Annotated in this window: 22 protein-coding genes; 14 read left to right on the top strand and 8 right to left on the bottom strand. The window is 73.6% G+C overall.

Features of this window, described 5'->3' with window-relative positions; genetic code table 11:
* A complete protein-coding gene (locus tag DQE82_RS09350) occupies positions 1–837 on the bottom strand; it encodes a C40 family peptidase (protein WP_233514624.1) in 837 nt (278 codons plus the stop codon).
* 129 nt (positions 838–966) lie between these two features.
* Positions 967–2,064 carry a mandelate racemase/muconate lactonizing enzyme family protein gene (locus tag DQE82_RS09345; RefSeq protein WP_069089076.1) on the bottom strand — a complete coding sequence of 366 codons (1,098 nt, stop codon included), beginning with the start codon at positions 2,062–2,064 and terminating at the stop codon, positions 967–969.
* Between the two features lie 44 nt (positions 2,065–2,108).
* Between DQE82_RS09345 and DQE82_RS09340 the strand changes: the two genes are divergently transcribed.
* Positions 2,109–2,906, top strand: a complete 798-nt coding sequence (locus DQE82_RS09340) for a tyrosine-protein phosphatase (protein WP_043329595.1) — start codon at positions 2,109–2,111, stop codon at positions 2,904–2,906.
* A 5-nt stretch (positions 2,907–2,911) separates the two neighbouring features.
* Here the strand turns inward: DQE82_RS09340 and DQE82_RS09335 are convergent, their stop codons facing one another.
* A complete protein-coding gene (locus DQE82_RS09335) occupies positions 2,912–3,778 on the bottom strand; it encodes a serine hydrolase (RefSeq protein WP_113972493.1) in 867 nt (288 codons plus the stop codon).
* Between the two features lie 61 nt (positions 3,779–3,839).
* Here DQE82_RS09335 and DQE82_RS09330 point away from each other — a divergent pair, with 61 nt between their 5' ends.
* Positions 3,840–4,505, top strand: coding sequence for a class I SAM-dependent methyltransferase (locus tag DQE82_RS09330; RefSeq protein WP_113972492.1), 666 nt, complete (start codon positions 3,840–3,842; stop codon positions 4,503–4,505).
* A 530-nt stretch (positions 4,506–5,035) separates the two neighbouring features.
* Here the strand turns inward: DQE82_RS09330 and typA are convergent.
* Positions 5,036–6,904, bottom strand: a complete 1,869-nt coding sequence (typA, locus tag DQE82_RS09325; protein ID WP_043329598.1) for a translational GTPase TypA — start codon at positions 6,902–6,904, stop codon at positions 5,036–5,038.
* Between the two features lie 131 nt (positions 6,905–7,035).
* Between typA and DQE82_RS09320 the strand changes: the two genes are divergently transcribed.
* A complete protein-coding gene (locus DQE82_RS09320; RefSeq protein ID WP_064445291.1) occupies positions 7,036–8,493 on the top strand; it encodes a DedA family protein in 1,458 nt (485 codons plus the stop codon).
* 32 nt (positions 8,494–8,525) lie between these two features.
* Positions 8,526–9,398 carry a lytic transglycosylase domain-containing protein gene (locus DQE82_RS09315; RefSeq protein WP_043329600.1) on the top strand — a complete coding sequence of 291 codons (873 nt, stop codon included), beginning with the start codon at positions 8,526–8,528 and terminating at the stop codon, positions 9,396–9,398.
* 81 nt (positions 9,399–9,479) lie between these two features.
* Here the strand turns inward: DQE82_RS09315 and DQE82_RS09310 are convergent, their stop codons facing one another.
* Complete coding sequence (locus DQE82_RS09310; RefSeq protein ID WP_113972491.1) at positions 9,480–11,615, bottom strand: efflux RND transporter permease subunit; 2,136 nt, start codon at positions 11,613–11,615, stop codon at positions 9,480–9,482.
* 133 nt (positions 11,616–11,748) lie between these two features.
* On the opposite strand from DQE82_RS09310, the gene DQE82_RS09305 reads away from it, so the two are divergent.
* The 5 genes from DQE82_RS09305 (at position 11,749) to DQE82_RS09285 (ending at position 17,007) form a co-directional block, all read left to right on the top strand.
* Entirely contained in the window at positions 11,749–12,273 is a 525-nt protein-coding gene (locus tag DQE82_RS09305; protein ID WP_064445294.1) for a MarR family winged helix-turn-helix transcriptional regulator, read from the top strand.
* Positions 12,274–12,275: 2 nt separating this feature from the next.
* Complete coding sequence (locus tag DQE82_RS09300; protein WP_113972490.1) at positions 12,276–13,928, top strand: CocE/NonD family hydrolase; 1,653 nt, start codon at positions 12,276–12,278, stop codon at positions 13,926–13,928.
* A 170-nt stretch (positions 13,929–14,098) separates the two neighbouring features.
* The gene (locus DQE82_RS09295) at positions 14,099–15,007 is read left to right on the top strand and encodes a hypothetical protein (RefSeq protein ID WP_113972489.1); all 909 of its coding nucleotides are present in this window, start codon (positions 14,099–14,101) and stop codon (positions 15,005–15,007) included.
* A 97-nt stretch (positions 15,008–15,104) separates the two neighbouring features.
* Positions 15,105–15,680 (top strand): helix-turn-helix transcriptional regulator, encoded by a 576-nt coding sequence (locus tag DQE82_RS09290; RefSeq protein ID WP_113972488.1) that lies wholly within the window; start codon positions 15,105–15,107, stop codon positions 15,678–15,680.
* A 52-nt stretch (positions 15,681–15,732) separates the two neighbouring features.
* The gene (locus DQE82_RS09285; protein ID WP_233514623.1) at positions 15,733–17,007 is read left to right on the top strand and encodes an MFS transporter; all 1,275 of its coding nucleotides are present in this window, start codon (positions 15,733–15,735) and stop codon (positions 17,005–17,007) included.
* A 51-nt stretch (positions 17,008–17,058) separates the two neighbouring features.
* Here the strand turns inward: DQE82_RS09285 and DQE82_RS09280 are convergent, their stop codons facing one another.
* Positions 17,059–17,262 (bottom strand): cold-shock protein, encoded by a 204-nt coding sequence (locus tag DQE82_RS09280; protein ID WP_013287480.1) that lies wholly within the window; start codon positions 17,260–17,262, stop codon positions 17,059–17,061.
* A gap of 181 nt (positions 17,263–17,443) precedes the next feature.
* Between DQE82_RS09280 and DQE82_RS09275 the strand changes: the two genes are divergently transcribed.
* A complete protein-coding gene (locus DQE82_RS09275) occupies positions 17,444–18,118 on the top strand; it encodes a methyltransferase (RefSeq protein WP_043331125.1) in 675 nt (224 codons plus the stop codon).
* 89 nt (positions 18,119–18,207) lie between these two features.
* On the top strand, positions 18,208–18,816 hold the full coding sequence (locus DQE82_RS09270) for a DedA family protein (protein ID WP_069089083.1): 609 nt from the start codon (positions 18,208–18,210) through the stop codon (positions 18,814–18,816).
* A gap of 45 nt (positions 18,817–18,861) precedes the next feature.
* Here DQE82_RS09270 and DQE82_RS09265 read toward each other — a convergent pair whose 3' ends face one another.
* Both DQE82_RS09265 and DQE82_RS09260 read right to left on the bottom strand, forming a co-directional pair.
* Positions 18,862–19,515, bottom strand: a complete 654-nt coding sequence (locus tag DQE82_RS09265) for an MBL fold metallo-hydrolase (protein ID WP_043331130.1) — start codon at positions 19,513–19,515, stop codon at positions 18,862–18,864.
* 8 nt (positions 19,516–19,523) lie between these two features.
* Complete coding sequence (locus DQE82_RS09260) at positions 19,524–20,240, bottom strand: maleylpyruvate isomerase family mycothiol-dependent enzyme (RefSeq protein ID WP_113972487.1); 717 nt, start codon at positions 20,238–20,240, stop codon at positions 19,524–19,526.
* A gap of 222 nt (positions 20,241–20,462) precedes the next feature.
* On the opposite strand from DQE82_RS09260, the gene rsgA reads away from it, so the two are divergent.
* From rsgA to DQE82_RS09245, 3 genes are all read left to right on the top strand, one after another.
* Complete coding sequence (gene rsgA / locus DQE82_RS09255; protein WP_113972715.1) at positions 20,463–21,542, top strand: ribosome small subunit-dependent GTPase A; 1,080 nt, start codon at positions 20,463–20,465, stop codon at positions 21,540–21,542.
* A gap of 208 nt (positions 21,543–21,750) precedes the next feature.
* Positions 21,751–24,699, top strand: coding sequence for an excinuclease ABC subunit UvrA (uvrA, locus tag DQE82_RS09250; RefSeq protein ID WP_113972486.1), 2,949 nt, complete (start codon positions 21,751–21,753; stop codon positions 24,697–24,699).
* Between the two features lie 100 nt (positions 24,700–24,799).
* Complete coding sequence (locus DQE82_RS09245) at positions 24,800–25,288, top strand: Rieske (2Fe-2S) protein (RefSeq protein ID WP_064445299.1); 489 nt, start codon at positions 24,800–24,802, stop codon at positions 25,286–25,288.
* Positions 25,289–25,305 lie beyond the last annotated feature (17 nt).

Here is a 25,305-nt window from a genome sequence, read left to right as displayed (position 1 = left end):
TCAGACGCGGTGCGCGCCGACGAGCGTGGCGGCCCGGTCGGCGGGCAGCTCCTCCTCGACCACCCGGCGGGTCAGGTAGCAGGCGTGCAGCATCCGGCGCCGGCCGCCGTGCGGCTCGGCCGACACGATCCCGACGTGGTGGACGCGCCGGCCGGGCCGCGCGAAGAAGTAGAGGTCGCCGGGACGTTCGTCGCCGAGCACCACCGGCGTCGTCGCGTCCGCCTGGTCGTCGGCGTCGCGGGGGAGCGTGATCCCGTGCCGCCGCCAGGCCAGGTGGACCAGCCCGGAGCAGTCGATGCCGTCGGTGGACAGGCCGCCCCAGACGTAGAGCAGGTCACGCAGCCGCTCGGCGACCGCGAGCACCTCCTTGGCCTCGGGGCGTTCGGCCGGCAGCGGCACCAGGTCGCCCTCCGGGGCCCACAGCGGGTCGGCCCGACCCGGTACGCGGACCGGTCGCCCGCCGTCCACCGGCCGCCCGGCCGACTCCAGGCGGGTGCCGAGCACCAGGCCGCGAAGCGCCGGTGCGCCACCCGGCGAGGCGTGCAGCGTGGTGTGGGCGACGTCGACGGTCAGCGCGGCGCCGGCCGGCTCGGCTGTGGTCAGGTGGGCGGTCCGCACCCAGCCCGGGTAGCCGTCGGCGCCGTGTTTCGCGGCGGGCTGGCCGAGCGCGACGACGCGGGCCCAGCCGTCCGGCCGCGTCTCGGTGATCCGTACCGGCTCGCCGAGCAGCAACTGGGTCAGGACGCAGTCACCGACCCGCTGGTCGCGGTCCATCCCGGCGATCCAGCCGGCGACGTCGGGGCAGTCGGCGAGAGCGGGCCGGTCGATCGGGCGCACCGCATCGGGTGCTGTCCACAGGGTCGCCACCGGCACCCGTACGACGGCCTGTCGGCACGGTTGAGGCGCCACGCGTACCCCTCTCTGGAATGGTTCTCCGGGCGACCATATGAAAAATTCTGCCGCTACTCAACCATGTGACTGAATTTTAGCTTCACGGAGGCCGGTGACGCCGAGACCCGGCGCGTCCGGCAGCAGCACGCTCGCGCCCTCGTACCGGATGCCGCCGGTCACCGGCGACCAGGCCAGCCACCAGGCGGCGTCGAGGTCCGACACGGCGGTGGTGCCGTAGGCGGCGACCAGGCTGGCGGCGGCGCCCACGCCGACCGGGCCCTCCATCATCGAGCCGACGATGGTGCCCATGCCGTGCGCGGCGGCCAGGTCCAGCAGCGTGCGGGCCGGTTGCAGCCCACCGCACTTGGCCAGCTTCACGTTGACCATGTCGGCGGCCCGCCGCCGGATCACCTCGACCATGTCCCGCACGTCGAAGACGGACTCGTCGGCCAGGATCGGCAGCCCGACCCGGTCGCTGACCCAGGCCAGCCCGTCCAGGTCACGGCGGTGCACCGGCTGCTCGACCAGCTCGACGTCGAGCCCCGCGTCCTCGATCGCGCGGATCACCCGCACCGCCTCCCGGGGCGTCCAGCCCTGGTTGGCGTCCAGCCGGATCCGCACGTCCGGCCCGACCGCGGCCCGCACCGCGCGCACCCGGTCCAGGTCGCCGCGGGCGTCGGTGCCGACCTTGAGCTTGAGCACCCCGAACCCCTCGGCACCGCGCCGCGCCGCCGTCGCGGCCAGGTCGACCGCGTCGCCGGCGGCCAGCGTGACATCCGTCGGCACCCGCAGCGCCGTGCCGCCGAGCAGACGCACCAGGGGTACGCCGAGCCGCCGCGCGGCCAGGTCGTGCAGCGCCACGTCGAGCGCCGCCTTCGCCGACTCGTTGCCCACCACGGCGCGACGCACCAGGGCGCAGCCCGCCTGGAGGTCGTCGGCGTCCCGGCCGATCAGCAGCGGCGCGAGCAGTTCGCGTACGCACGCCTCGGCGCCGGCCACCGACGCGCCGGTCACCTGCCAGACCTGCGGCGCCTCACCGAAACCCGAGCGGCCGTCGCCGTCGATCACCTCCACGACCAGCGTGTCCACTGTGGTGGTGCGGCGCAGCGCGGTGACAAACGGGGTGTGTAAGGGGGCCGACAGACGGTGGGTGCGTACCGCGGCGATGGTCATGTGGGGCACCCTATAGCCAACTGGCGGCGAGCAGGGGAGGGCCGATGACCGGGCGGGAATGGGAGCTGGTGGGCGCGCCGAACGCGCGTGACCTGGGCGGACTGCCGACGACAGACGGGCGGCGGGTACGCGCCGGGCGGCTCATCCGCACGCCCGCGCTGGGCCGGCTCACCGACGAGGACCTGCCGGTGCTGGGCAAGCTCGGCCCGGCCTGCGTGGTGGACCTGCGTGACGTCCACGAGCAGGCGGTGGCCCCGCCGGACCGGCTGGCCGGTGCGCCCCGCGTGGTGCACCTACCCGTCTACGACGCGGCGCATCCCGTCTTCACGTACGTCTCGGCGGTGCTGCAGGGCCACGACCTGAACGCCTACGCGGCGCTGGCCCGGGAGGGCATGCCGGGGGCGATGACGGCGATCTACCGCTGGTTCGTCACCGGCGAGTCGGCGCGGGCCGGTTTCAGCGCGGCGGTGCGGCTGGCCGTCGAGGACGCGAACCTGCCGCTGCTGTTCCACTGCTCGGCCGGCAAGGACCGCACCGGCTGGCTGTCGGTGGTGCTGCTGACCGCGCTGGGCGTCCAGGAGGAGGCGATCCGCGCCGACTACCTGGTGCACAACGAGCTGACCGAGAGCCTGCGCGAGGTGCTGCTGTCCGCGATGATCCAGCGCCGGCCGGACCTGGATCCGGCGGTGGCGCGGCCGCTGCTGGAGGTGCGCCCGGAATACCTGGACGCCGCCTACGACGAGGTGCGCCGGACGCACGGCTCGTTCGAGGCGTACCTGCGCGACGGTCTGGGGGTGACCGACGCGGACCGCGCGGCGCTGCGCGAGCGGCTGCTGGAGTAGCCGGGTCAGCCGGCCAGGTCGTGCCGCGCCGCCCAGACCCGCGCGGAGGCGTGCGCGATCAGCCGGCAGGCGTCGTCCTCCACCTCGTCGCCGTCCGCGCCGCCGTCGGCCAGGTCGGTGGTGGTGCAGACGACGATCGTGTACGGCGGCGCGTCGTCCGGGAAGACCACGCCGGCGCCGTGGCGCACGCCGCGCACCCAGCCGTTCTTGTGCGCGATGCGGGTGCCGTCGGGCAGCCCGGCGGCCAGGTCCTCGCGGTGCTCCTGGGCGGCGAGCACGTCGAGCATGGCCGCGCAGGCAGACGGCGAGGCGAGCGGGCCGGGCCGGGTCGCGCCGAGCGCCAGCTCGCCGAGCAGGGCGGCCAGGTCGGCGGCGGTGACCAGGTTGTCGATGCCGGAGTCGCGGGCGGCGAAGTCCTCGATGCCGCGGCCGGTGACGCTGTGCCGCGCCCCGGCGAGCGCCCACGCCCGCGCCACGGCGGGCAGCCCCACCTGGCCGATGCAGATGTTCGTGGCCAGGTTGCTGGACCGGACGATCATCCGTTCGGCGAGCCAGCGCAGCGGCGCGTCCCCGCCGACGCGGTCCCAGACCGCCTCGTCGTTGTCGTAGTTCCGGGCGTTGGCGAACCGGGGCGCGCCGGGCAGCGCGGAGTCGAACGAGTTGCGCACCGGCACCGGCGCGTCCAGGTCGAGCCGGCCGGCCTCGGCGGCGCGGAACAGCGCCACCAGCACGGCGAGCTTCATCGTGCTCGCCGCGTAGTGGGTGGCGTCGGCGCGCCGCGTCCACGCCGGCCGCGCGCCGGGCCGGCCCACGTACGCGGAGACGGTGCCGGGCACCTTGTCCAGGTGCGCGTCGAGCTCCTCCCAGGTCATGGGGGCACCGTAGCCGATCTGCGGGGCAGCGGCGGGCCCGGTGCGGGGCTAGCGTGCGGAGATGACGACCCCGTTGTACGACGGCATCGCCGACTGGTACGAGGAGTACGCCAGCGAGACCTCGTCGATCTACATGGACCGGATCCGGTCGGTGCTGGCCGGCCTGCTGGGCGAGGGCCCGGGCCGCTGCCTGGACCTGTGCTGCGGCACCGGCGCGCACGCGGCCGAGCTGCGCCGTCTCGGATGGACGCCGGTGGGTGTGGACCTGTCCGGCGGGCAACTGCGCCACGCCCGGTCGCGGCTGCCGGTGGCCCGGGCTGACGCGACAGCGCTGCCGCTGGCCGCCGGCGCGGTGCCGGCCGCGGTGTGCGTGCTCGCGCACACCGACATGCCCGATTATCCGGCCGCGCTCGCGGAGGCGGCGCGGGTGCTGGCGCCCGGTGGCCGGCTGGTGCACGTCGGGGTGCACCCGTGTTACGTGGGCGCGTTCGCCGACCGGTCCGAGCCGGAGCGGATCGTGATCGACGGCGGGTACGCCTCACGGGAGCACACGCTGCGGTCGTGGAACGTCGTCGGGGTGCGGGCGCGTGTCGGCGCCTGGCACCTGCCCCTGGCCGACCTGCTCAACGCCGTCACCGCGGCCGGTCTGGTGGTGACCCGGGTGGTCGAGTCCGGCTCCGGGCCTGTCCCCGACGCCCTGGCGATCGCCGCCACCAAGCCCCGCTGACGCCTCGTCCCCGCGATCGTCCTGTTACGGGCGTTCGTCCGGGTCCGTGCCGCCACCGCTGTCGCCCGACCTCCACCGTGGTCGGCCACTCGTCCGCCCGCTTCCGGGATCCGCCCGCCCGCTCCTGCCCCCGTCCGCCGGCTTCCGCCTGCGTCGGCCCGCTCGCTTCTCCTCCGCCCACCGGTTCCGGCCTGCGTCGGGCCGTCCACTCCTGGCTCAGTCCGCCAGTTCCGCGTCATCCGACGGCCGCTCCCATGCCGTCCGCGGAGACCGCCCGGTCTCCCACTATCCGGGATCTGGAAGGTCATATCCCGAGATCCGTGTAGATCTTGGTAGGAATCGGCCCCTGGAGGGGCCATTTCGTACCAAGATCTCGCGCTTTGGCGGTCGATCATGAGGTTAGCGGCGGTTATGGAGATCGAAAACGCCGCCAACCTCATGATCAACCGGGCAGGGCAGGGCAGAGAGGGAGAGACGGGGGAGCCCGGTCCGCCTGGGGGCGGGCCGGGCTCCGGGTGGGGCGGGGTGGGTCAGCCTGCGTGCTTGCGGCGGGCCGCCATCCGGCCGCGCTGGGTCTGGTCCAGCACCACCTTGCGGATGCGCACCGCGGCCGGGGTGACCTCGACGCACTCGTCCTCGCGGCAGAACTCCAGCGCCTGCTCCAGGGACAGCTTGCGCGGCGGGATCAGCTTCTCGGTCTCGTCGGCGGTCGACGAGCGCATGTTGGTGAGCTTCTTCTCCTTGGTGATGTTGACGTCCATGTCGTCGGAGCGGGAGTTCTCGCCGACGATCATGCCCTCGTACACCTCGGTGCCCGGCTCGACGAAGAGCTGGCCGCGTTCCTGGAGGTTGGTCATCGCGAACGCGGTGACCGCGCCGGCCCGGTCGGCGACCAGCGACCCGTTGTTGCGGGTGCGCAGCTCGCCGAACCACGGCTCGTACGACTCGAAGACGTGGTGCAGGATGCCGGTGCCGCGGGTCTCGGTGAGGAACTCGGTGCGGAAGCCGATCAGGCCGCGCGCCGGGACCAGCCACTCCATCCGGATCCAGCCGGTGCCGTGGTTGACCAGCTGCTCCATCCGGCCCTTGCGGGTGGCCAGGAGCTGGGTGATCGCGCCGAGGTACTCCTCCGGGGCGTCGATGGTCAGCCGCTCGACCGGCTCGCAGGTCTTCCCGTCGATCTCCCGGGTGACCACCTGCGGCTTGCCGACGGTGAGCTCGAAGGACTCGCGGCGCATCTGCTCGACCAGGATCGCCAGGGCCAGCTCACCACGGCCCTGCACCTCCCAGGCGTCCGGCCGCTCGGTGGGCAGCACCCGCAGCGACACGTTGCCGATCAGCTCCTTGTCGAGCCGGTCCTTGACCATCCGGGCGGTGACCTTGGCGCCCTTGACCCGGCCGACCAGCGGCGAGGTGTTGGTGCCGATGGTCATCGAGATGGCCGGCTCGTCCACGGTGATCAGCGGCAGCGGCACCGGGTTCTCGGCGTCGGCGAGTGTCTCACCGATCATGATCTCCGGGATGCCGGCCACGGCGATGATGTCGCCCGGCCCGGCGGACTCGGCCGGCTTGCGCTCCAGGCCCTCGGTCATCAGCAGCTCGGAGATGCGTACCCGCTGGGTGCTGCCGTCGGTGCGGCACCAGGCCACGGTCTGGCCCTTGCTGATCGTGCCCTGGCGGACCCGGCACAGCGCGAGCCGGCCCAGGAACGGCGAGGCGTCGAGGTTGGTGACGTGCGCCTGCAGCGGCGCGCCCTCGTCGTACGCGGGGGCCGGGATGGTGTCCAGCAGGGTGCGGAACAGCGGCTCCAGGTTGCTGCTGTCGTCCGGGACCGCGCCGTCGGCGGGCTGGGTCAGCGAGGCGATGCCGTCGCGGGCGCAGGCGTAGACGATCGGGAAGTCGATCTGCTCCTCGTCGGCGTCCAGGTCGAGGAACAGCTCGTACGTGTCGTCGACGACCTCCTTGATCCGGGCGTCCGGACGGTCCACCTTGTTGATCACCAGGATGATCGGCAGCCGCGCGCGCAGCGCCTTGCGGAGCACGAACCGGGTCTGCGGCAGGGGGCCCTCGCTGGCGTCGACCAGCAGCACCACACCGTCGACCATGGTCAGGCCGCGCTCGACCTCGCCGCCGAAGTCGGCGTGACCGGGGGTGTCGATGATGTTGATGGTGACCGGTTCCGAGCCGTCCGCCGGCAGATACCGCACGCCGGTGTTCTTGGCGAGGATGGTGATGCCCTTCTCGCGCTCGAGGTCCATCGAGTCCATGACCCGCTCGGTGTTCTCACCGCGGGCGCCGTAGGCGCCGGCCTGCCGCAACATGGCGTCGACCAGGGTCGTCTTGCCGTGGTCGACGTGGGCGATGATGGCGACGTTGCGGAGGTCGGTGCGTAGCTGCATACCCTCCATACTCCTGTCTGCGGTAGCCCGGGCACGCCTCGGGGTCACCCCGAGATCGCCCGGATCTGCGTCGAAAGTGCTGTGCCGACCGTTCCAGCGACTGGCATGCTGACACCCGTGCGGGGTGTCCGATGCCTGACCTGCTGAGCTGGCTGCAGGAGCTGCCGCCCCTGCTGATCTACCTGGCCGCCGCGGCGATCGTCGCGGCGGAGACCGCGGTGATCGTCGGGCTGCTGATGCCCGGCGAGGCGACCCTGCTTCTGGTCGGCTTCCTAGCGTACGCGGGGACGCTGCGCCTCGCGCCCGTGCTGGTGGCCATGACCGCCGCCGCCGTGATCGGAGACACACTCGCGTGGCGGGCCGGGCGGCGGTACGGCCCACGGCTGCGCGCCTCGGGGGTGGGTGCCCGGATCGGGGCGCACCGGTGGCGGCGGGCCGATTCGCTGCTGGACCGGCTGGGCGGTCGCGGCGTGCTGGCCGCCCGCTGGATCGCGTTCGCCCGTACGCTGGCGCCCCGGCTGGCCGGGTCGGCCGGAATGCCGTACCGGCGGTTCGCGCCGTGGAACCTCGCCGGGGTGGCGAGCTGGGTCGGCGCCTCGGTGCTGGCCGGTTACCTGGCCGGGGAGTCGTACGAGCGGGTGTCGAAGCTGCTCGGCCAGGCCACCGGGGCGGTGCTGGCCCTGCTGCTGTGCCTGCTCGGCGTGGTGCTGGCGGGCCGCTGGCTGGGGCGCAACCCGGACCCGGTGCGCGCGCTGGCCGCCCGGGCCGCCGCGCTGCCGCCGCTGCGCTGGCTGCGGTCCCGGTACGGCGTGCTGTTCTTCCTGGTCGCGATGCGGGTCGGCCCGGCCTGGAGCCTGCTGGTCAACCTGGTGCTGGGGCTGGCGCTGCTGTTCGTCGCCGGGCTGGCCGTGGCGCTGCTGCTGGAGGCGGTGGTCCGGCACAGCGGGCTGGGTGTCCTCGACGGGCTGGTCTCCGACTGGTTCGCCGCCCGGCGTACCCCCGGGGTGGTCGACGCGGCGCAGGCCGCGGTGTCGGGGCTGCGCGGCTGGCTGCTCATCGCCGCGGTCGCCGTGGTGGCCGCCGTGGTGACGGGGCGGGGCCGGCCGTGGCGGGCCGACCCGCTCGGGGTGCTGGGCACCGTCGGCGCGGCGGTGCCGCTGGTGTTGCTCGTCGTTGTCGCGGAGCTGACCGATCCGGGTGGCCCGGACCGGGCCGGTGACCTGTTCCCGACCCAGAACGCGGTGGTGACGGCGAGCTTCGGCACGCTGGCCTGGCTGCTGTCCCGCGGCGTGCGCTGGCCGGTCGGCGTGGCCGTGTGGACGGCCGCGTCGGCAGGCGTGGTCATGGTCACCGGCGCGCGGCTCTACCTGGGACTCAGCACCGCGAGCGGCACCGTCACGGCGGTGCTGCTGGGCCTCGCCTGGACCACCGTGTTCGTGGTGGCGTGGGCGACCCGGGACCGGCTGGCGGACGGCGCCGAGCGGCCGGACCCGGCGGACGGCGGCCCGGCCCCACGGGACGCGCCGCCGCGGCCCCGGCGGCGCCGGTCGGCGTCTCGGGTACCCCGCGGACCTGCCGATCCTTGTTAGGGTGCGCCGACGGCAACGACGGGGGAGGTCGGATGCGGCGAGGATTCGGCAGGTGGGCCGCGGTGGCGGTGGCAGCGCTGCTCGCGACGGGCACGCTGACGGCGTGCGGCGAACAGGAACGGCCGGTCCGCGAGGTCGCCGCGGACCTGCCCACGGCGGCGCCGGCGGACGAACCGCAGGAGGCGCCCGCCGACGCGCCCAGCGAGGAGCCACCGGCGGTCGCGGCGATGGGTGGGCGGCCCAGCCCGAGCGCGTCGGCGAAACCGAAACCGGCCGCGAAGCCGTCCCGCACGTCCACGGCCCCGCTGGCCAAGCCGAAGCCGCCGACCGAGACCCAGGTGCCTCCCGCCCCGCCGAAGCCGGCGGACGAGGGCTGTAAGCCGAGCTACCGGGGCACCAAGGCCAGCCAGAGCCAGGTGAAAGCGGCGCTCGCCGATGCCGCGGCGCGCACCTACTGGCCCACCTCGGCGCCGGACATCCGCATCCCGTCGGCCCTGATGAAGGCCACCGCCTGGCAGGAGAGCGGGTGGCAGTCCAACATCATCGCCTGCGACGGCGGGGTCGGGCTGATGCAGGTCATGCCGGCCACGGCGGAGTGGATGAACCAGCGGTTCGGGCAGTCGTACGACATCGACGCCTACCGCGACAACGCCTACCTGGGCGGCACCTACCTGGCCTGGCTGACCAAGTACATCGGCGACATGTACTTCGAGTCCGACTACCGCCTCGATGCCTCGCTGTGCACGTCCACGTTGAACTCCTGCCTGCTGAACGCCGTGATCGCGGCGTACAACTACGGGCACGGCGCGGTGGCGCGGGAGGACCAGCCGCTGACCATCCCCAACCCGCAGTACGTGCGCAACGTGCGGGCGCTGATGACCGAGTGCGAGTGCCTGAGCTTCTGAGCGAACGAGCGGACGAACGAGCGAGCGGACAAACGAACGGGCGGGGCCGGCGAACGTGCCGGCCCCGCCCGTCTGTCCAGGTCAGTCCCGCGCGGGCACCGGCTCGGCCGGCGCGTCGACGGCGTCGCCGGGCGCGTCGGCGTCCCGGGTGATCCGGCCGGGCCACCAGAACCGGTCGCCGAGCAGGAACGCCAGCGACGGCACCAGCACGGTACGGACCAGCAGCGTGTCCAGCAGCACACCGATGCAGACGATGATGCCGATCTGGGTGAGCGTGATCAGCGGCAGCACGCCGAGCACCGCGAAGACCGCGGCGAGCAGCACGCCCGCGCTGGTGATGACGCCGCCGGTGACCCGCAGCGCCGACAGCATGCCGTCGCGGGTGCCGGTGCGCCGGGCGTCCTCCCGGGCCCGGGTGACCAGGAAGATGTTGTAGTCGACGCCGAGCGCCACCAGGAAGACGAACGCGAGCAGCAGCACCCCGCTGTCCAGCGCCGGGAAGTCCAGCACGTGGTCGAAGAGCAGCCAGGCCGCGCCGAGGCTGGCGAAGAACGACGCGATCACGGTCACCACCAGCAGCAGCGGCGCCAGGATTCCGCGCAGCAGCAGCACCAGCACCGCGCCGACCAGCAGCAGGATGAGCGGCAGGATCAGCTTGAGGTCCTTGGTGTTCGCCTCGTTCGAGTCGTAGGTCGCGGCGACCGAACCACCGACCAGGGCGCCGTCGGGGGCGTCCGCGCCGTCCACGGCGGGCGGCGCGGAATCCGGTACGGCGGCCACGGCGTCGCGCAGCGCCACCACGGTCCGGTCGGAGGCGGCGCTGCCGGGCTCGGCGGTGAGCACCACGTCGATCTGGGCGACCCGGTCTCCGGCGGCGCCCGGCCGGGCCGAGGCGACCCCGTCGACGTCGGAGGCGGCGGCGAGCACCGCCGGGGCGGCCTGCGGGTTGGTGAGCACCGCAACCGGCTGGGTGCTGCCGGCCGGGAACGCCCGGGCGAGCGTCTCCGCCCCGGCGACCGCCTCCGGCTTCTCACTGAACTGCTCGGTCTCGGACAGGCCGGTGCGGATGCCGAGGCCGCCGAGGGCCAGGCCGGCGAGCAGCAGGACGGCGAGCGCGGCGACCGGCAGCGGCCGGCGGATGACCATCTCGCCGAGGCGGCCCCAGATCCGGCCCTCGCGGGCGGCGCTGCCGACGCGGGGGATGAACGGCCAGAACAGGCCCCGGCCGAACAGCAGCAGGGCCGCGGGGAGCACGAACAGGGCGGAGAGCATGGCGAGGATCACACCGGTGGCGCAGGCGATGGCGAGCGCCCGGTTGGTCTCCTGCTCGGACAGCAGCAGCGTGAGCACGCCGAGGACGACGGTGCTGCCGCTGGCCAGGATCGGTTCGGCGGTGCGGCGCAGCGCCGAGCGCATGGCGGCGAACCGGTCCTCCTCCCGGCGCAGCTCCTCCCGGTAGCGGGCGATGAGCAGCAGGGCGTAGTTGGTCGCGGCGCCGAACACCAGCACGCTGGCGATGCCGGTGACCTGGCCGCTGGGCAGGTAGATGCCGAACGCGGGCACGAGGGACTCCACCACGCGCAGCGTGATCTGCTCGGTCGCGCCCACCACGAGCAGCGGTACGAGCCACAGGAACGGGCTGCGGTAGGTGACCAGCAGCAGCACCGCCACCACGGCGGCGGTGACCAGCAGCAGCGTGGTGTCCGCGCCCTGGAACACCTTGCCCAGGTCGGCGGTGAACGCGGGCCCGCCGGTGACCTCGACGGTCAGCTCGCCGGGCAGGTCACCGACCGCCTCGCGGAGCTTCTCCACCTCGTCGACCACCGCCGACGGGCCGCCCTCGGTGGACAGCGGCACCGCGACCAGCGCCACGGTCCCGTCCGGGGAGACCTGGGCGGGGGAGACCCGGCCGCCGGCGGCGAGTGAGCTCAGCTGGCCGGCGAGGCCGTCGAGCTGGCCCCGGTCGGCGCCGCTCAGCGGAGCCTGGTCGGCGCGGCTGACCACGACCAGGGCGGTCTGGGCGTCCTTGGAGGGCAACTGGTCCTGCAGCCGTTCGACCTGCGTCGACTGCCATTCCACGGACAGGCCGGTGCCGGAGACCGGGTCGGGATTGTCCGGCTTCGGCAGCCCGAAGGCGACTACGCCGACGACGAGCGCGACGGCCAGGGTGAGCCAGGCGGCGAGCCGGCCCCGGACGACGCGGGAGAACAGTGACATCGGATGCCCTCACTATTGGTCGCGGAGGATTCTCTCTGAACGAGTATCTTGATAGGCGAGATTATCCGGGGTGGTTCTATGCTGCAACCAGATCAGTTCGGGCAGGGGGTGTCGGCGAGCGGTGGCGCACAGGATGTACCGGCGACGGGACGACCCGCGCGGGCGGATGATCGCCGAGATCACCAACGACCTGCGGCGCTACTCCGTCGACGCCCAGCACATCGGGCACGCCTTCGCCGGGCTGCACGGGCTCAACGCCACCGACCTGCACGCGCTGATCGCGGTGATGGAGGCCGAGCTGGTCGGCGACCCGATCACCCCGGGCCGCCTCGGTGAGGCGCTCAACATCTCCTCCGGGTCGGTGACAGCGCTCGTCGACCGCCTGGAACGCGGCGGTCACATCCGCCGCGACCGGGACACCGCCGACCGCCGCAAGATCCTCCTGCACTACGCCGACCGTGGCGCCACGCTGGCGCAGAGCTTCTTCGGCCCGCTCGGGCGCCGCACCGACGAGGTGATGGACCGCTTCACCGACGACGAGCTGGCCGTGGTGCAGCGGTTCATGGCGGAGATGGTGCGCTCCATGCGTACCCACCGGGACGAGATCCGCGCCGCGCCCCGCCGCGGCGCCGCACCCGGCCCCGGCGAGGGCGACTGACCGTGCGGCTGGTCACCCGGGCCGCCGCCGCGGCGCTGCGACTACCGGCCGCCCGCACCGGGCGGGTCACCGTCACCCGGGACATCCCGGTCCGGGTCCGCGACGGGGTGACGCTGCGTGCCGACCACTACGCACCCGACCTGCCCGGCGCGCACTGCGTGCTGATCCGCACCCCGTACGGGCGGGGCGGGCCGATCCGCCTGCTCGGCCGCCTGATCGCCGAGCGGGGCTTCCACGTGGTCATCCAGTCCTGCCGCGGCACGTACGGCTCGGGCGGCGAGTTCGCGCCGCTGGTGCACGAGCGCGACGACGGCCTCGACACGCTGGACTGGCTGCGCCGCCAGCGCTGGTGGACCGGCGCGTTCGGCATGTTCGGTGCCAGCTACCAGGGCTTCGTGCAGTGGGCGCTCGCCGCCGAGGCGGGCGACGAGCTGCGCGCGATGGTTGCCGTGGTGACCGCGTCGGGCACCCGCGACTCCACGTACGCGGGGGAGTCGTTCGCCCTGGACACGGTGCTCACCTGGGCCGAGCTGCTCCAGGCGCAGACGGTGCCCTGGCTGGCCCGGCAGTGGGAACTCAAGCGTGGTCAGCCCCGCCTCGTCCGTGCCCTGGCGCACCTGCCGCTGGCCGAGGCGGACCGGGTCGCCACCGGTGTCACGGTGCCGTTCTTCCAGGAGTGGCTGCGCCACCACACCCCCGACGCCGACTACTGGCGTACCCGGGTCTTCGGCGAACGGATCACCGAGGTGCGCGCCCCGGTCGCCATGGTCAGCGGCTGGCAGGACATCTTCCTGCCGGCCCAGCTCGACGACTACGCCCGCCTGCGGGCCGCCGGAGCGCGACCCCGCCTGGTCGTCGGCCCCTGGACCCACGGCAGCCCGGGGCTGCTCCTGGCGTCGCTGCGCGAAGGGCTGGACTGGCTCGACACGCGCCTGGCCGGGCGGCCCGCGCCGCAGCGCGCGCCGGTGCGGGTGCACGTCGGCGGCGCCGGCGGCGGCTGGCGTGACCTGCCGGACTGGCCGCCGCCCGCCACGCCCGTGCGGTGGCACCTGCGCTCGGGCGGCGGGCTCGCCCCGGAGCCGCCGGAGCCCGGCACCACGCCCGACCGCTTCTGGTACGACCCGGCCGACCCGACCCCGTCGCTGGGCGGGCCGCTGCTCGTGGCCCAGCGGGCCGGCGCGGTCGACAACCGGCCGGTGGAGGCCCGGCCGGACGTGCTCACCTACACCGGTGGGCCGCTGCCGGAGCCGGTCGAGGTGGCCGGGCCGGTACGCGCCGAGATTCATGTACGCAGCGAACTGTCGTACCTGGACGTGTTCGTGCGTCTGTGCGACGTGGACCGGCGCGGGCGTTCCTGGAACGTCTGCGACGGGCTGGTCCGGGTCGAGCCGGGCCGGTTCCCGCGTGATCCGTCCGGTGTGGTCGCCGTGCCGGTGACGCTCTGGCCGACCGCGTACCGCTTCGCGCCCGGGCACCGGCTGCGGGTCCAGGTCTCCGGTGGCGCCCACCCCCGGTACGCGCGCAACCCCGGCACCGGTGAGCCACTCGGCACTGCCGTGACTCTTCGTGCTGGTTGGCGAGAGATTCTCAGCGATCGTGAGCATCCCTCGGGGTTGGAGCTGCCGCTCACGCGGACACCGTCCACAGCGGGCTGATAGTCCAAAAAACCGTCCCTGAGCTGGGCACTTCTGCCTAACCGTGGTTAAGCTCGGAGCAAGTGCCCGGTGCCGTGCAGTTATCCGGCGGGGCGCGTCCGCGGATCGCACGCCATCACGCGGTGTGATTGTCGTGCCCTCGCCGGTCATCGATCGGAAGGGGATCTGCCATGACGTCGGCCCCGGCGAACCTGCTGGCCGTCCGGAATCTGTTGCTCACCTATCTCAACGTCGACAAGAAGGCCGTACGCGCCGACGATCTGGAGCCGGCGGAGGTCGGCATCGTCGGCGACCCCAACCACCGGGGCGGCTACCACTGCGGATCTGACCGGGTCGTGACGAACGACTACTCGGTGGTGGAGTCCACCCGGGACCGGTCCGGCCTGACCCTGTACGCGTCCGCGTTGGACGTCGGCACGTTCTCCGTCCGCTCCGGCGGCGGTACGCACAACCTGCGGACGTTCTCCACCTGGATGGTGGCGCAGTGCGTGGCGAACGCGGCTGACACCCGGGACATCCGGGAGGTCATCTACTCCCCGGACGGGCGGACCGTGCGCCGCTGGGACCGGCTGGGACGGCGCACCAGCGGCGACAGCAGCCACCTGTACCACACGCATTTCAGCTTCTTCCGTGACTCGACAAAGGCGGGGCGTGACCTGACCCCGCTGTTCCGCCGCTATCTGACCGCGATCGGAATGATCGCCACCGCGAAACCGGAGGACGACATGGAACAGACCGACCGGCTCATCAAGGACACCGGCTCGAAGAACCGCACTGTGGGCGACGTCCTGGCTGACCTGCAGAACCTGCGCAACTGGCTGATCTCGCCGGCCAGCACCACCGGGCTGGTCAACCCGCCCATGCCCAACTCGCCGTTGCAGCAGATGCTGGCGATGCTGCGCGCCTGGCCGGCGCTGGTCGCGCAGGTGAACGAGTTGTCCGGCCGGGACTTCACCGACGAGCAGCAGATCGTCTCCGGTGTGCTGGCCGGGTTGCCGCCGGAGAAGATCGCCGAGGCCATCCCGCCGCAGATCGCCCGGGACGTGGCCGACGAGTTGTCCCGGCGGTTGATCGCCTGACGGTCCGGCGCCGCGACCGCGGGTCGCGGCGCCGTCGGCCGGCGCATTCCGCAAGAGTTGTTGCGCAACAGCTCTTGCGGATGTGAGACTCGGGCGCATGGAACAGCGGACCGTCCGGCAGATCACCGACTCGCGGGTGCTCGCCGCGCTCGCCCACCCACTGCGCCGCCGGCTCATGGACGTGCTCAAGGTGTACGGCCCGTGCACCGTCGGCATGCTCGCCGACCGCACCGACCAGGCGCCGGCGAACGTGAGCCACCACCTCAAGGTGCTGGCCGCCGCCGACCTGCTGGTCGAGGCGCCCGAGCTGGCACGCGACCGCCGGGAACGGTGGTGGAAGCCCCGGAACCGGGGCGTGCGCTGGTCCGAGTCCGACTTCGGCGACGACCCGTCCACCCGGGTGGTCGTCGAGGCCGCCGGCTCACTGAACCTGGAGCGGCACACCGAGCTGGTGCGGGCCTGGCACAGCGCGTCCGACGAGACGCACGCCGCGTGGAACGACGCCCCGTTCAGCACGGACCACTGGCTGCACCTGACACCGGACGAGTTGAACGCGCTCGGCCGGGAGGTGATCGCCCTGCTCACCCGATGGGCCGACCGGCCGATCCCCGACGACGGGCAGCGCCGCGAGCCGGTCTTCGTGTTCGCCCACGGCGTCCCGAGCCGGCCGTGACCGTCCACCGCGTTCCGGCGCCGTGCGGGAACGCCTTACCGGGACGCCCGTCGTGACCGCCCCCGCGCGCATGTCGGGGCCGGCCGCGCCGACGCGCGGAGGGCTGTTCCGGCACCGCGACTTCCGGCTGCTCTGGACCGGCCACACGGTGAGCGCCGTCGGCAGCAACATGACCGCAGTGGCGCTGCCCCTGGTCGCGGTCGCGGTGCTCGACGCGAGCACGTTCCAGGTGGCGGTGCTCACCGCCGCGGCGTGGCTGCCCTGGCTGCTCGCCGGCCTGCCGGTCGGGGCGTGGGTCGACCGGGTCCGCCGCCGGCCCGTGATGATCGCCGCCGACCTCGCCGCCGCCGCGCTGTTCGCGAGCGTCCCGGTGGCCGCCCTGCTCGGCCTGCTCACCGTCGGGCACCTGCTGGTCGTGGCGCTCGGCGCCGGCCTGGCCCGGGTCTTCTTCGAGACCGCCGACCAGGTCTACCTGCCCACGCTGCTGCGTCCCGAGCAGGTGCCCGAGGCGAACGCCCGGCTGCACGCCACCCAGACCGCGAGCTACCTCGTCGGCCCGGGACTGGCCGGTCTCGTCGCCCAGCTCGTCGGCGCGGTGACCGCGGTGGCGCTGGACGCGCTCACCTTCCTGCTGTCCGCGCTCTGCCTGCGCCGGATCAGCGCGGTCGAGGCCCGGCCGCACCGGGACGCCGGGACGACGTCGCTGCGCCGCGAGGTCGCCACCGGGCTGCGGTTCGTCGTCCGCGACCCGTACCTGCGGGTGCTGACGGTCTTCGGGGCGGCGAGCAACATCGGGCTCACCGGCTACCAGGCGGTGCTCGTGGTGTTCCTGGTGCGCTCGGCCGAACTCCCGGCGGGCCTGGTCGGCCTCCTGATCGGACTCGCCAGCCTCGGCGGCGTGATCGGCGCCGCGCTCGCCGCGCGCCTGGCCCGCCGGATCGGTAGCGCCCGGACGCTGCTGGTCGCCGGCGCTCTCACCGGGCCGCCCGCGCTGCTCATCCCGCTCGCCGGACCCGGCGCGCGGACCGCCTGGCTGGTGCTCGGCGGTGTGCTCGTGAGCCTGGGCGTCGCGATCGGCAACGTGGTCAAGGGCAGCTTCCGGCAGACGTACACCCCGCACCGGCTGCTCGGCCGCGTCACGGTGAGCATGCATCTGCTCAACTACGGCACCATTCCGCTGGCCGCCCTGCTCGCCGGCGCGCTGGGCGCGGCCTGGGGGCCGGGTGGCGCGATCCGGGTGATGACCGCGTGGCTGGCGTTGACCCCGCTGATCCTGCTGGCCGGGCCGCTACGGAGACGGCGCGACCTGCCGGCCGCGCCGTCCTGATGATGCGCTGCGGCGGCGGTCGGAGCCCCGACCGCCGCCACCGGCACGTCACTACATCGGACGGACGTTGTCCGCCTGCGGGCCCTTCTGGCCCTGGGTCACCTCGAACTCGACCTTCTGACCCTCGTTCAGCTCGCGGTAGCCACTGCTCTGGATGGCCGAGTAGTGGACGAACACGTCCGGGCCTCCGCCGTCCTGCTCGATGAAGCCGAAGCCCTTTTCCGAGTTGAACCACTTGACCGTGCCGGTTGCCATGCGTCTCTCCCTGTTCAATGCGGGCGAGCGCCGGCCCCGCGGCCGGTGGTCGCCCTGTACCACCCCGACAGTAACCGTCCGGACCGCAATCCGCTGCCGGAAGCGCGCGGCGCGCCCGTGAATACGTGCCGCGCCGGGAAAATGACCCCGGCGCCGGGCGCGGCGCGGCATGCTTGCCCCGATGAGCACGCAGACGGCTCTGGCCGACCTGGAACAGGAGATCGCGGTGCCCGGCGCGGGCCCGGACCGCCTGCGACTGGTCGACACGCCGTTCGTGCCCGAGGTGCGCCTGCACCTGGCCGAGGACGCCATCCTGTGGTGGGCCCGGATGGAGGCCGCCGCCGGTCGGTCGCTGCCGCCGCCGTACTGGGCGTCGGTCTGGGCCGGCGGGCAGGCGCTGGCCCGGCACCTGCTCGACCACCCCGAACTGGCCGCCGGGCGGCGGGTGCTCGACCTGGCCGCCGGATCGGGGCTGGTCGCCATCGCCGCCGCGCTCGCCGGGGCGGACGAGGTGGTCGCCAACGACATCGACCCGTACGCGGTGGCGGCCGTCACTGTGAACGCCCGCGCCAACCGGGTCCGGGTGGCGGCCGACGGCGACGACCTGCTCGACGGCGTCGCGGGCGCCGACCTGCTGGTGGCCGGCGACGTGCTCTACGACGCCGGACTGGCCGCGCGGGTCCTGCCCTACCTGCGGCGCTGCGCCGACCACGGCGTCGAGGTGCTGGTCGGCGACCCGGACCGGGGCCACCTGCCGCCGGGCGGGCTGGAGCTGGTGGCCAGCTACCCGGTGCCGACCACCGAGCCCTCCGTCGACTCCCCGGTACGCCGGGTGCAGGTGCTGCGACCCCGATGACCCTCAGGGATCTCCGGGTCGGGTGTCGGGGGCCACTGGGGGATCATGCCCGATGTGCCGGGTGACCGGCGGGCCATAGCGTGCAGCTCATGAACGATCTCGTGGCCGCCGCCGGTGAGCTGCCCACCACCCTCCTGATGGGTCTGCTGGGCATCGTGATGCTCGCCGACGCCGTACCCCTGATCGGGGTGCTGGTGCCCGGCGACGCGGCGGTCCTCGCGGCGGTCGGCGCCGGTCGCCCGGCCGGCGGGGCCCTGACCGTCGCCGCGGTGGTCACCGGCTGCCTGGCCGGCTGGTCGCTGAGCTTCTTCGCCGGACGGCGCTGGGGCGGGCAGCTGCGGGAGAGCCGGGTCGGCGGCTGGATCGGCGAGTCCCGGTGGACCGCCGCCGAGACGCTGCTGCACCGCGGTGGCGGACGGATCGTGCTGGTGGCGCCGTTCCTGCCGGTGTTCAACGCGCTGCTGCCGCTGGCCGCCGGCGGGCTGCGGATGTCGTACCGGCGGTTCCTGGCCTGCGCGGCGGCGGGGGCGACCGCCTGGGCCGGGCTCTACGTGGCGCTGGGCCTGACCGCGCGGGCGCTGACCGGGCTGCTGCCCGCGGCGCTCAACCCCACGGTGCTGACCATGGCGGTCGGGCTGCTGCTCGCCGGCCCGGTGCTGCTCGCCACCCGGCGCCGCCTGCGCGCGGTCACCGGCTGACCGCGCCCGGCCCGGCCGCCACGGGGGAGGCCGGACCGGGCGTGTTCACCAGCCGCGGGCGCGCCACTGCGGCAGCGCGGGCCGCTCGGCGCCGATGGTGCTGTCCTTGCCGTGGCCCGGGTAGAACCAGGTGTCGTCGGGCAGCCGGTCGAAGAGCTTGGCCTCGACGTCGTCGATGAGCTGCCCGAAGCGCTCCGGGTCCTGGTCGGTGTTGCCGACGCCGCCCGGGAAGAGAGAGTCGCCGGTGAACAGGTGCGGGGTGCCGGAGGGGTCGCGGTAGAGCAGCGCGATCGAGCCCGGCGTGTGCCCGCGCAGGTGGATGACCTCCAGCGCGCAGTCGCCGACCGGCACCGTGTCGCCCTCGCCGAGCCGCTCGGCGGAGATGGGCAGGCCCTCGGCGTCGTCGGCGTGCACGAGCGCGCGCGCCCCGGTCTTGGCCACCACCTCTTCCAGCGCGACCCAGTGGTCCATGTGCTGGTGCGTGGTCACCACGGCGGCCAGCCCGCCGTCGCCGGCCAGCTCCAGCAGGCGCGGCGCCTCGTTCGCGGCGTCGATCAGCACCTGCTCGCCGGTGGCGTTGCAGCGCAGCAGGTAGGCGTTGTTGTCCATCGGGCCCACCGACAGCTTGGTGACGGTGAGCCGGTCGAGCTCGCGCACGGCCGGCGGCCCGCCGGGCGTGACGTCTCCGGTGTAGGTCATGACGATGTTCAGATCCATTCCGGTGGGTTGGGCAGAGGGCCGTCGGGGTCGACGGTGAGCAGCTCGCCCGCGCCCCGGCCGGTCAGCCAGGCGGCGAGTTCCGGCGCGGGGCCGGTGACCGTGGGCGCCCCCTCGGGGTCACCCACGACGAGTTCGGAGGCCGCGCCGTCGAAGCGCAGCACCATGGCCGGCGCGGCCGGATTGCCGGACAGCCCGGTCACCACCTCGTGCAGCAGCCGCTGGGCGAACGCCTCCGGCCAGTCCGCCGGAAGGTAACCGGCCGCCAGGTCGACGTGGTGGACCTCGACCTCGCGCAGCCGGCCCCAGACCAGCATCGCCGCCGGCCAGGGGCCGCGCCGGGTCTGCACGGTGGCGCCCCAGGCGTCCACGGGCATCGCCGCGACCGCCGCGTCGAAGCGCTGGCCACTGCGGCGTACGTCGTCGAGCAGGTCGGCGGGACCGCGGTCGGCGCCGGCGTCGATGTCGGCGGCGCGGGCCTGCGCCGAGGCGTACATCGGGATGTCCTCGCCGGTGCGCGCGGAGGTGAGCAGGTTGACGAACCCGTCGGCGTTGCGGGCCAGGTGGGTGAGCACGTGCGCTCGGGACCAGCCAGGCAGCAGCGAGGGCGCCGCGACGTCCGCCGCGGTCAGGCCGGACACGGTACGCAGGAGGCGGTCGTTCGCCTCGGCCAGCGGACCGGTCAGCAGCAGGGGGTCGGCGGTCATCGCGTTCTCACGGTTCGACAGTAGCGGGCCCGGGCGGGCCGCGCCGCCGGGGAAATCGCTTTCGGCGCGTCGGCGCGGCACCTACCGTCGGGGCCGACGACCTCGGGCCTGCCGGTCCGCGTCGTCGCCAACGCGGCACCGGGAGTCGGAGAGGAGGTGGTGTGCATGCCGGTCGCAGCGCGTGTGCTCCACCACGTATCCCTCGACACCGATGAGGACACCATGACTCTCGACCTGACCGCCCTCGGCTGGGACGCCGGCTGGGCGGCCCACCTCGACCGGCGCGCCGGCCACCGTCCCGGGCGGGTCGCCCGGGTGGACCGGGGCGTCTGCACCGTGCTGAGCCCGCAGGGGCCGGTGCGGGCCAGCCTCGGCGGCGCCGTGCTCGCCGCCGCCGCCCGTGACCTGACCGCGCTGCCCTGCGCGGGCGACTGGGTGCTGCTGTCCACCTGGCCGGACGGCCCGGTCACGGTGGAGGCGGTGCTGCCGCGGCGTACCGCGCTGGTGCGCCGTACCGCCGGCAAGGACGCCAGCGGCCAGGTGCTGGCCGCCAACCTCGACGCCGCCGCGGTGGTCGAGCCGGTGCACCCGGAACCGGACGCCGCACGGATCGAACGGCTGCTCTCCCTGGCGCACGAATCCGGGGCGCAGCCGCTCGTCGTGCTCACCAAGGCCGACCTGGCCGCCGACCCGGAGGCGGTGGCCCGGCAACTGGCCGACCTCGCGCCGGGCGTGCCGGTGCTGCCGGTCAGCGCCGAGCGGGGCGCCGGCCTTGCGCCGCTGCGCCGGTTCGTCGGCCCCGGGCGCACGCTCGGCCTGCTCGGCCCCTCCGGCGCCGGCAAGTCGAGCCTGGTCAACGCGCTGGCCGGGGCGGACGTGATGCGCACCCAGGCGATCCGCCGCGTCGACGGCAAGGGCCGGCACACCACCACCTGGCGGTCGCTGGTGCCCCTGCCGGGTGGGGGAGCGGTGCTGGACACCCCCGGCGTACGGGCGGTCGGCCTGCTCGACGGCGCGGCCGGCCTGGACCGTGCCTTCGCCGACATTGCCGAACTGGCCGCCGGCTGCCGGTACGGCGACTGCGCCCACGACGCCGAGCCGGGCTGCGCGGTGCGCGACGCACTGGAGGACGGCGCGCTGCCGGTGCGCCGCTGGGAGAGCTGGCGCCGGTTGCAGCGGGAGATCGAGTACGAGGGCGGTCGGCGCGCGGCCCGGCTGGCGGCCGAACGGCGGGGCGGCTGGCGTGGCGGGCGGCGACGTACCGGGCGTCCGGCGCCGCCCCCGGCACCCGGGGCATTCTGAACCTGCGCGAGCCGGTCGGGTGGGCGTGAGTGGTTCCCGCCCGACCGGCCTGAGCTGGGGGAATGTTCGCGAGACGGAAGTTGTCATACGTCGGGGCTAGAGTTGCCGAGGCGTCTTCTCTGCGCCCCGACAACCTGTGAAAACCACCCAGACCCGGCGTCTGGTGCACAGATCCGCCTCATATTCTTCTTCCGGGAGCACACGCACCGTGGCCGACCGACTGATCATCCGTGGCGCGCGCGAGCACAACCTGCGTGACGTCAGTCTCGACCTGCCCCGGGACGCCCTGATCGTCTTCACCGGGCTGTCCGGTTCGGGCAAGTCGAGCCTGGCGTTCGACACCATCTTCGCCGAGGGGCAGCGCCGCTACGTGGAGTCGCTGTCGTCGTACGCCCGGCAGTTCCTCGGGCAGATGGACAAGCCCGACGTCGACTTCATCGAGGGCCTCAGCCCCGCCGTCTCCATCGACCAGAAGTCCACCTCGCGCAACCCCCGCTCCACCGTCGGCACCATCACCGAGGTCTACGACTACCTCCGCCTGCTGTTCGCCCGCATCGGAGAGCCGCACTGCCCGATCTGCGGCGAGCGGATCTCCAAGCAGAGCCCGCAGCAGATCGTCGACCGGGTCCTGGCCATGGCCGAGGGCACCCGGTTCATGGTGCTCGCGCCGGTGGTGCGCGGCCGCAAGGGCGAGTACGTCGACCTGTTCGCCGAGCTGCAGGCCAAGGGCTACGCCCGGGCCCGGGTCGACGGCGTGGTGCACCCGCTGACCGAGCCGCCGAAGCTCAAGAAGCAGGAGAAGCACACCATCGAGGTGGTGATCGACCGGCTCAACGTCAAGCCCAGCGCCAAGCAGCGGCTGACCGACTCGGTCGAGGCCGCGCTCGGTCTCTCCGGCGGCCTGGTGCTGCTCGACTTCGTCGACCTGCCGGAGGACGACCCGGCCCGGGAGCGCCGCTACTCCGAGCACCTGGCCTGCCCGAACGACCACCCCCTCGCGATCGAGGACCTGGAACCCCGGGTCTTCTCCTTCAACGCGCCCTACGGCGCCTGCCCCGAGTGCACCGGCCTGGGCACGAAGAAGGAGGTCGACCCCGAGCTGGTCATCCCCGACCCGGAGCGCACGCTGCGCGAGGGCGCGATCCAGCCGTGGGCCACCGGGCACAACCTCGAATACTTCCTGCGGCTGCTGGAGGCGCTGGGCGAGGCCGAGCACTTCGACATCGACACGCCGTGGCGGAAGCTGCCGTCGCGGGCGCAGAAGACGATCCTGCACGGCTCCGACGACCAGGTGCACGTGCGCTACCGCAACAAGTACGGCCGCGAGCGCTCCTACTACACCGGCTTCGAGGGCGTGGTGCAGTGGATCGAGCGCCGGCACACCGACACCGAGTCGGAGTGGTCCCGGGAGAAGTACGAGGGCTACATGCGGGACGTGCCCTGCGCGGCCTGCGGCGGCGCGCGGCTCAAGCCCGAGGTGCTCGCGGTCACCCTGGCCGGCAAGAGCATCGCCGAGGTCTGCAACCTGTCCGTGGGCGAGGCCGCCGACCTGCTGGCCGGCATCGAGCTGACCGACCGGCAGAAGATGATCGCCGAGCGGGTGCTCAAGGAGATCAACGCCCGGCTGAAGTTCCTGCTCGACGTCGGGCTGGACTACCTCTCCCTGGACCGGCCCGCCGGCACGCTCTCCGGTGGCGAGGCGCAGCGCATCCGGCTCGCCACCCAGATCGGCTCCGGCCTGGTCGGCGTGCTCTACGTGCTCGACGAGCCGTCGATCGGCCTGCACCAGCGCGACAACCACCGGCTCATCGAGACGCTGCTGCGGCTGCGCGGGCTGGGCAACACGCTGATCGTGGTCGAGCACGACGAGGACACCATCCGGGTGGCCGACTGGATCGTCGACATCGGCCCGGGCGCGGGCGAGCACGGCGGCAAGATCGTGCACAGCGGCTCGGTGCCGGCGCTGCTCGACAACACCGAGTCGGTCACCGGGGCGTACCTGTCCGGGCGCAAATCCATCCCGACGCCTGCCGGCCGCCGCCCGCAGACGCCGGGCCGCGAGCTGGTGGTGCACGGCGCGCGCGAGCACAACCTGCGCAACCTCACCGTGAGCTTCCCGCTCGGCCAGCTCATCGCGGTCACCGGGGTCAGCGGCTCGGGCAAGTCGACGCTGGTCAACGACATCCTCTACACGGTGCTCGCCAACCAGATCAACGGCGCGCGGCTGGTGCCCGGCCGGCACACCCGCATCACCGGCCTGGAACACGTGGACAAGGTCGTCGGCGTGGACCAGTCGCCGATCGGGCGTACCCCGCGCTCCAACCCGGCCACCTACACCGGCGTCTGGGACCACATCCGCAAGCTCTTCGCCGAGACCACCGAGGCCAAGGTCCGGGGGTACGGCCCGGGCCGGTTCTCGTTCAACGTCAAGGGCGGGCGCTGCGAGGCGTGCTCCGGCGACGGCACCATCAAGATCGAGATGAACTTCCTGCCGGACGTCTACGTCCCCTGCGAGGTGTGCAAGGGCGCGCGCTACAACCGCGAGACGCTCGAGGTGCACTACAAGGGCAAGACTGTCGCCGAGGTGCTGGACATGCCGATCGAGGAGGCGGCCGAGTTCTTCTCCGCCATCCCGGCCATCCACCGGCACCTCCGGACGCTGGTCGACGTCGGCCTCGGCTACGTGCGCCTCGGCCAGCCCGCGCCGACGCTGTCCGGCGGTGAGGCGCAGCGCGTCAAGCTCGCCTCCGAGCTGCAGAAGCGCTCCACCGGCCGCACCGTCTACGTGCTCGACGAGCCGACCACCGGCCTGCACTTCGAGGACATCCGCAAGCTGCTGATGGTGCTGGAGGGGCTGGTCGACAAGGGCAACACCGTCATCACCATCGAGCACAACCTCGACGTGATCAAGACGGCCGACTGGCTCATCGACATGGGCCCCGAGGGTGGCCACCGGGGCGGCACGGTCCTCGCCACCGGCACGCCGGAGGAGGTCGCCGAGGTGCCGGAGAGCCACACCGGGCAGTTCCTGCGGCCGATCCTCAAGCTCGACGGCAAGGCCAAGGGCGCCAAGGCGGCCACCAGCCGGGCGGCCAAGGCCAACGGCAACGGCGGCGCCAAGCCGCGGGCCCGCAAGGTGCCGGCCGCGGCGCGCTGACCGACGTCCTCCATGCGATGCCCGGTACGTTGACGCGCCAGTATGAACCGTGCCCCACGCTGGTGCGTGTTTCCGCAGTAAGCCGAGAGAAAGGCCGGATATGAGTGATGATCAGGCGTTGACCCGACCGGTCACCCAGAGCCGCCGTGCCCTGCTCGCCGGAGCCGGGGCGGTCGGCGCGGCAGTGGTGCTCGCGGGCTGCGGCAGCGACGACGAGGCCTCGCCCGGGCTCGCCCCGACCAGCGGCGGCCCGCCCGGCGCCACCGCCACCGGGGACGCCGGCGGCGGCGACCGGGCCGGCAGCAACTCCGTGGCCCGCACCTCGGACATCCCGGTCGGCGGCGGCGCGGTCTTCGCCAGCCAGGGCGTGGTCATCACCCAGCCCGAGGCCGGCCAGTTCAAGGCGTTCGACCCGATCTGCACGCACCAGCGCTGCCCGGTGTCGAACGTCGACGGCGGCACGATCAACTGCACCTGCCACAACAGCCGCTTCTCCATCGTCGACGGCTCGGTGAAGGGCGGCCCGGCCACCAAGCCGCTCGCCGCGAAGGACATCACCGTCGACGGCGACCAGATCCGCCTGGCCTGACCACCCGCCGCGCCCCC

The organism is Micromonospora sp. LHW51205 (assembly GCF_003315815.1).
Lineage (GTDB): Bacteria > Actinomycetota > Actinomycetes > Mycobacteriales > Micromonosporaceae > Micromonospora > Micromonospora chalcea.
This window is presented reverse-complemented; position numbering and strand designations above follow the sequence as displayed.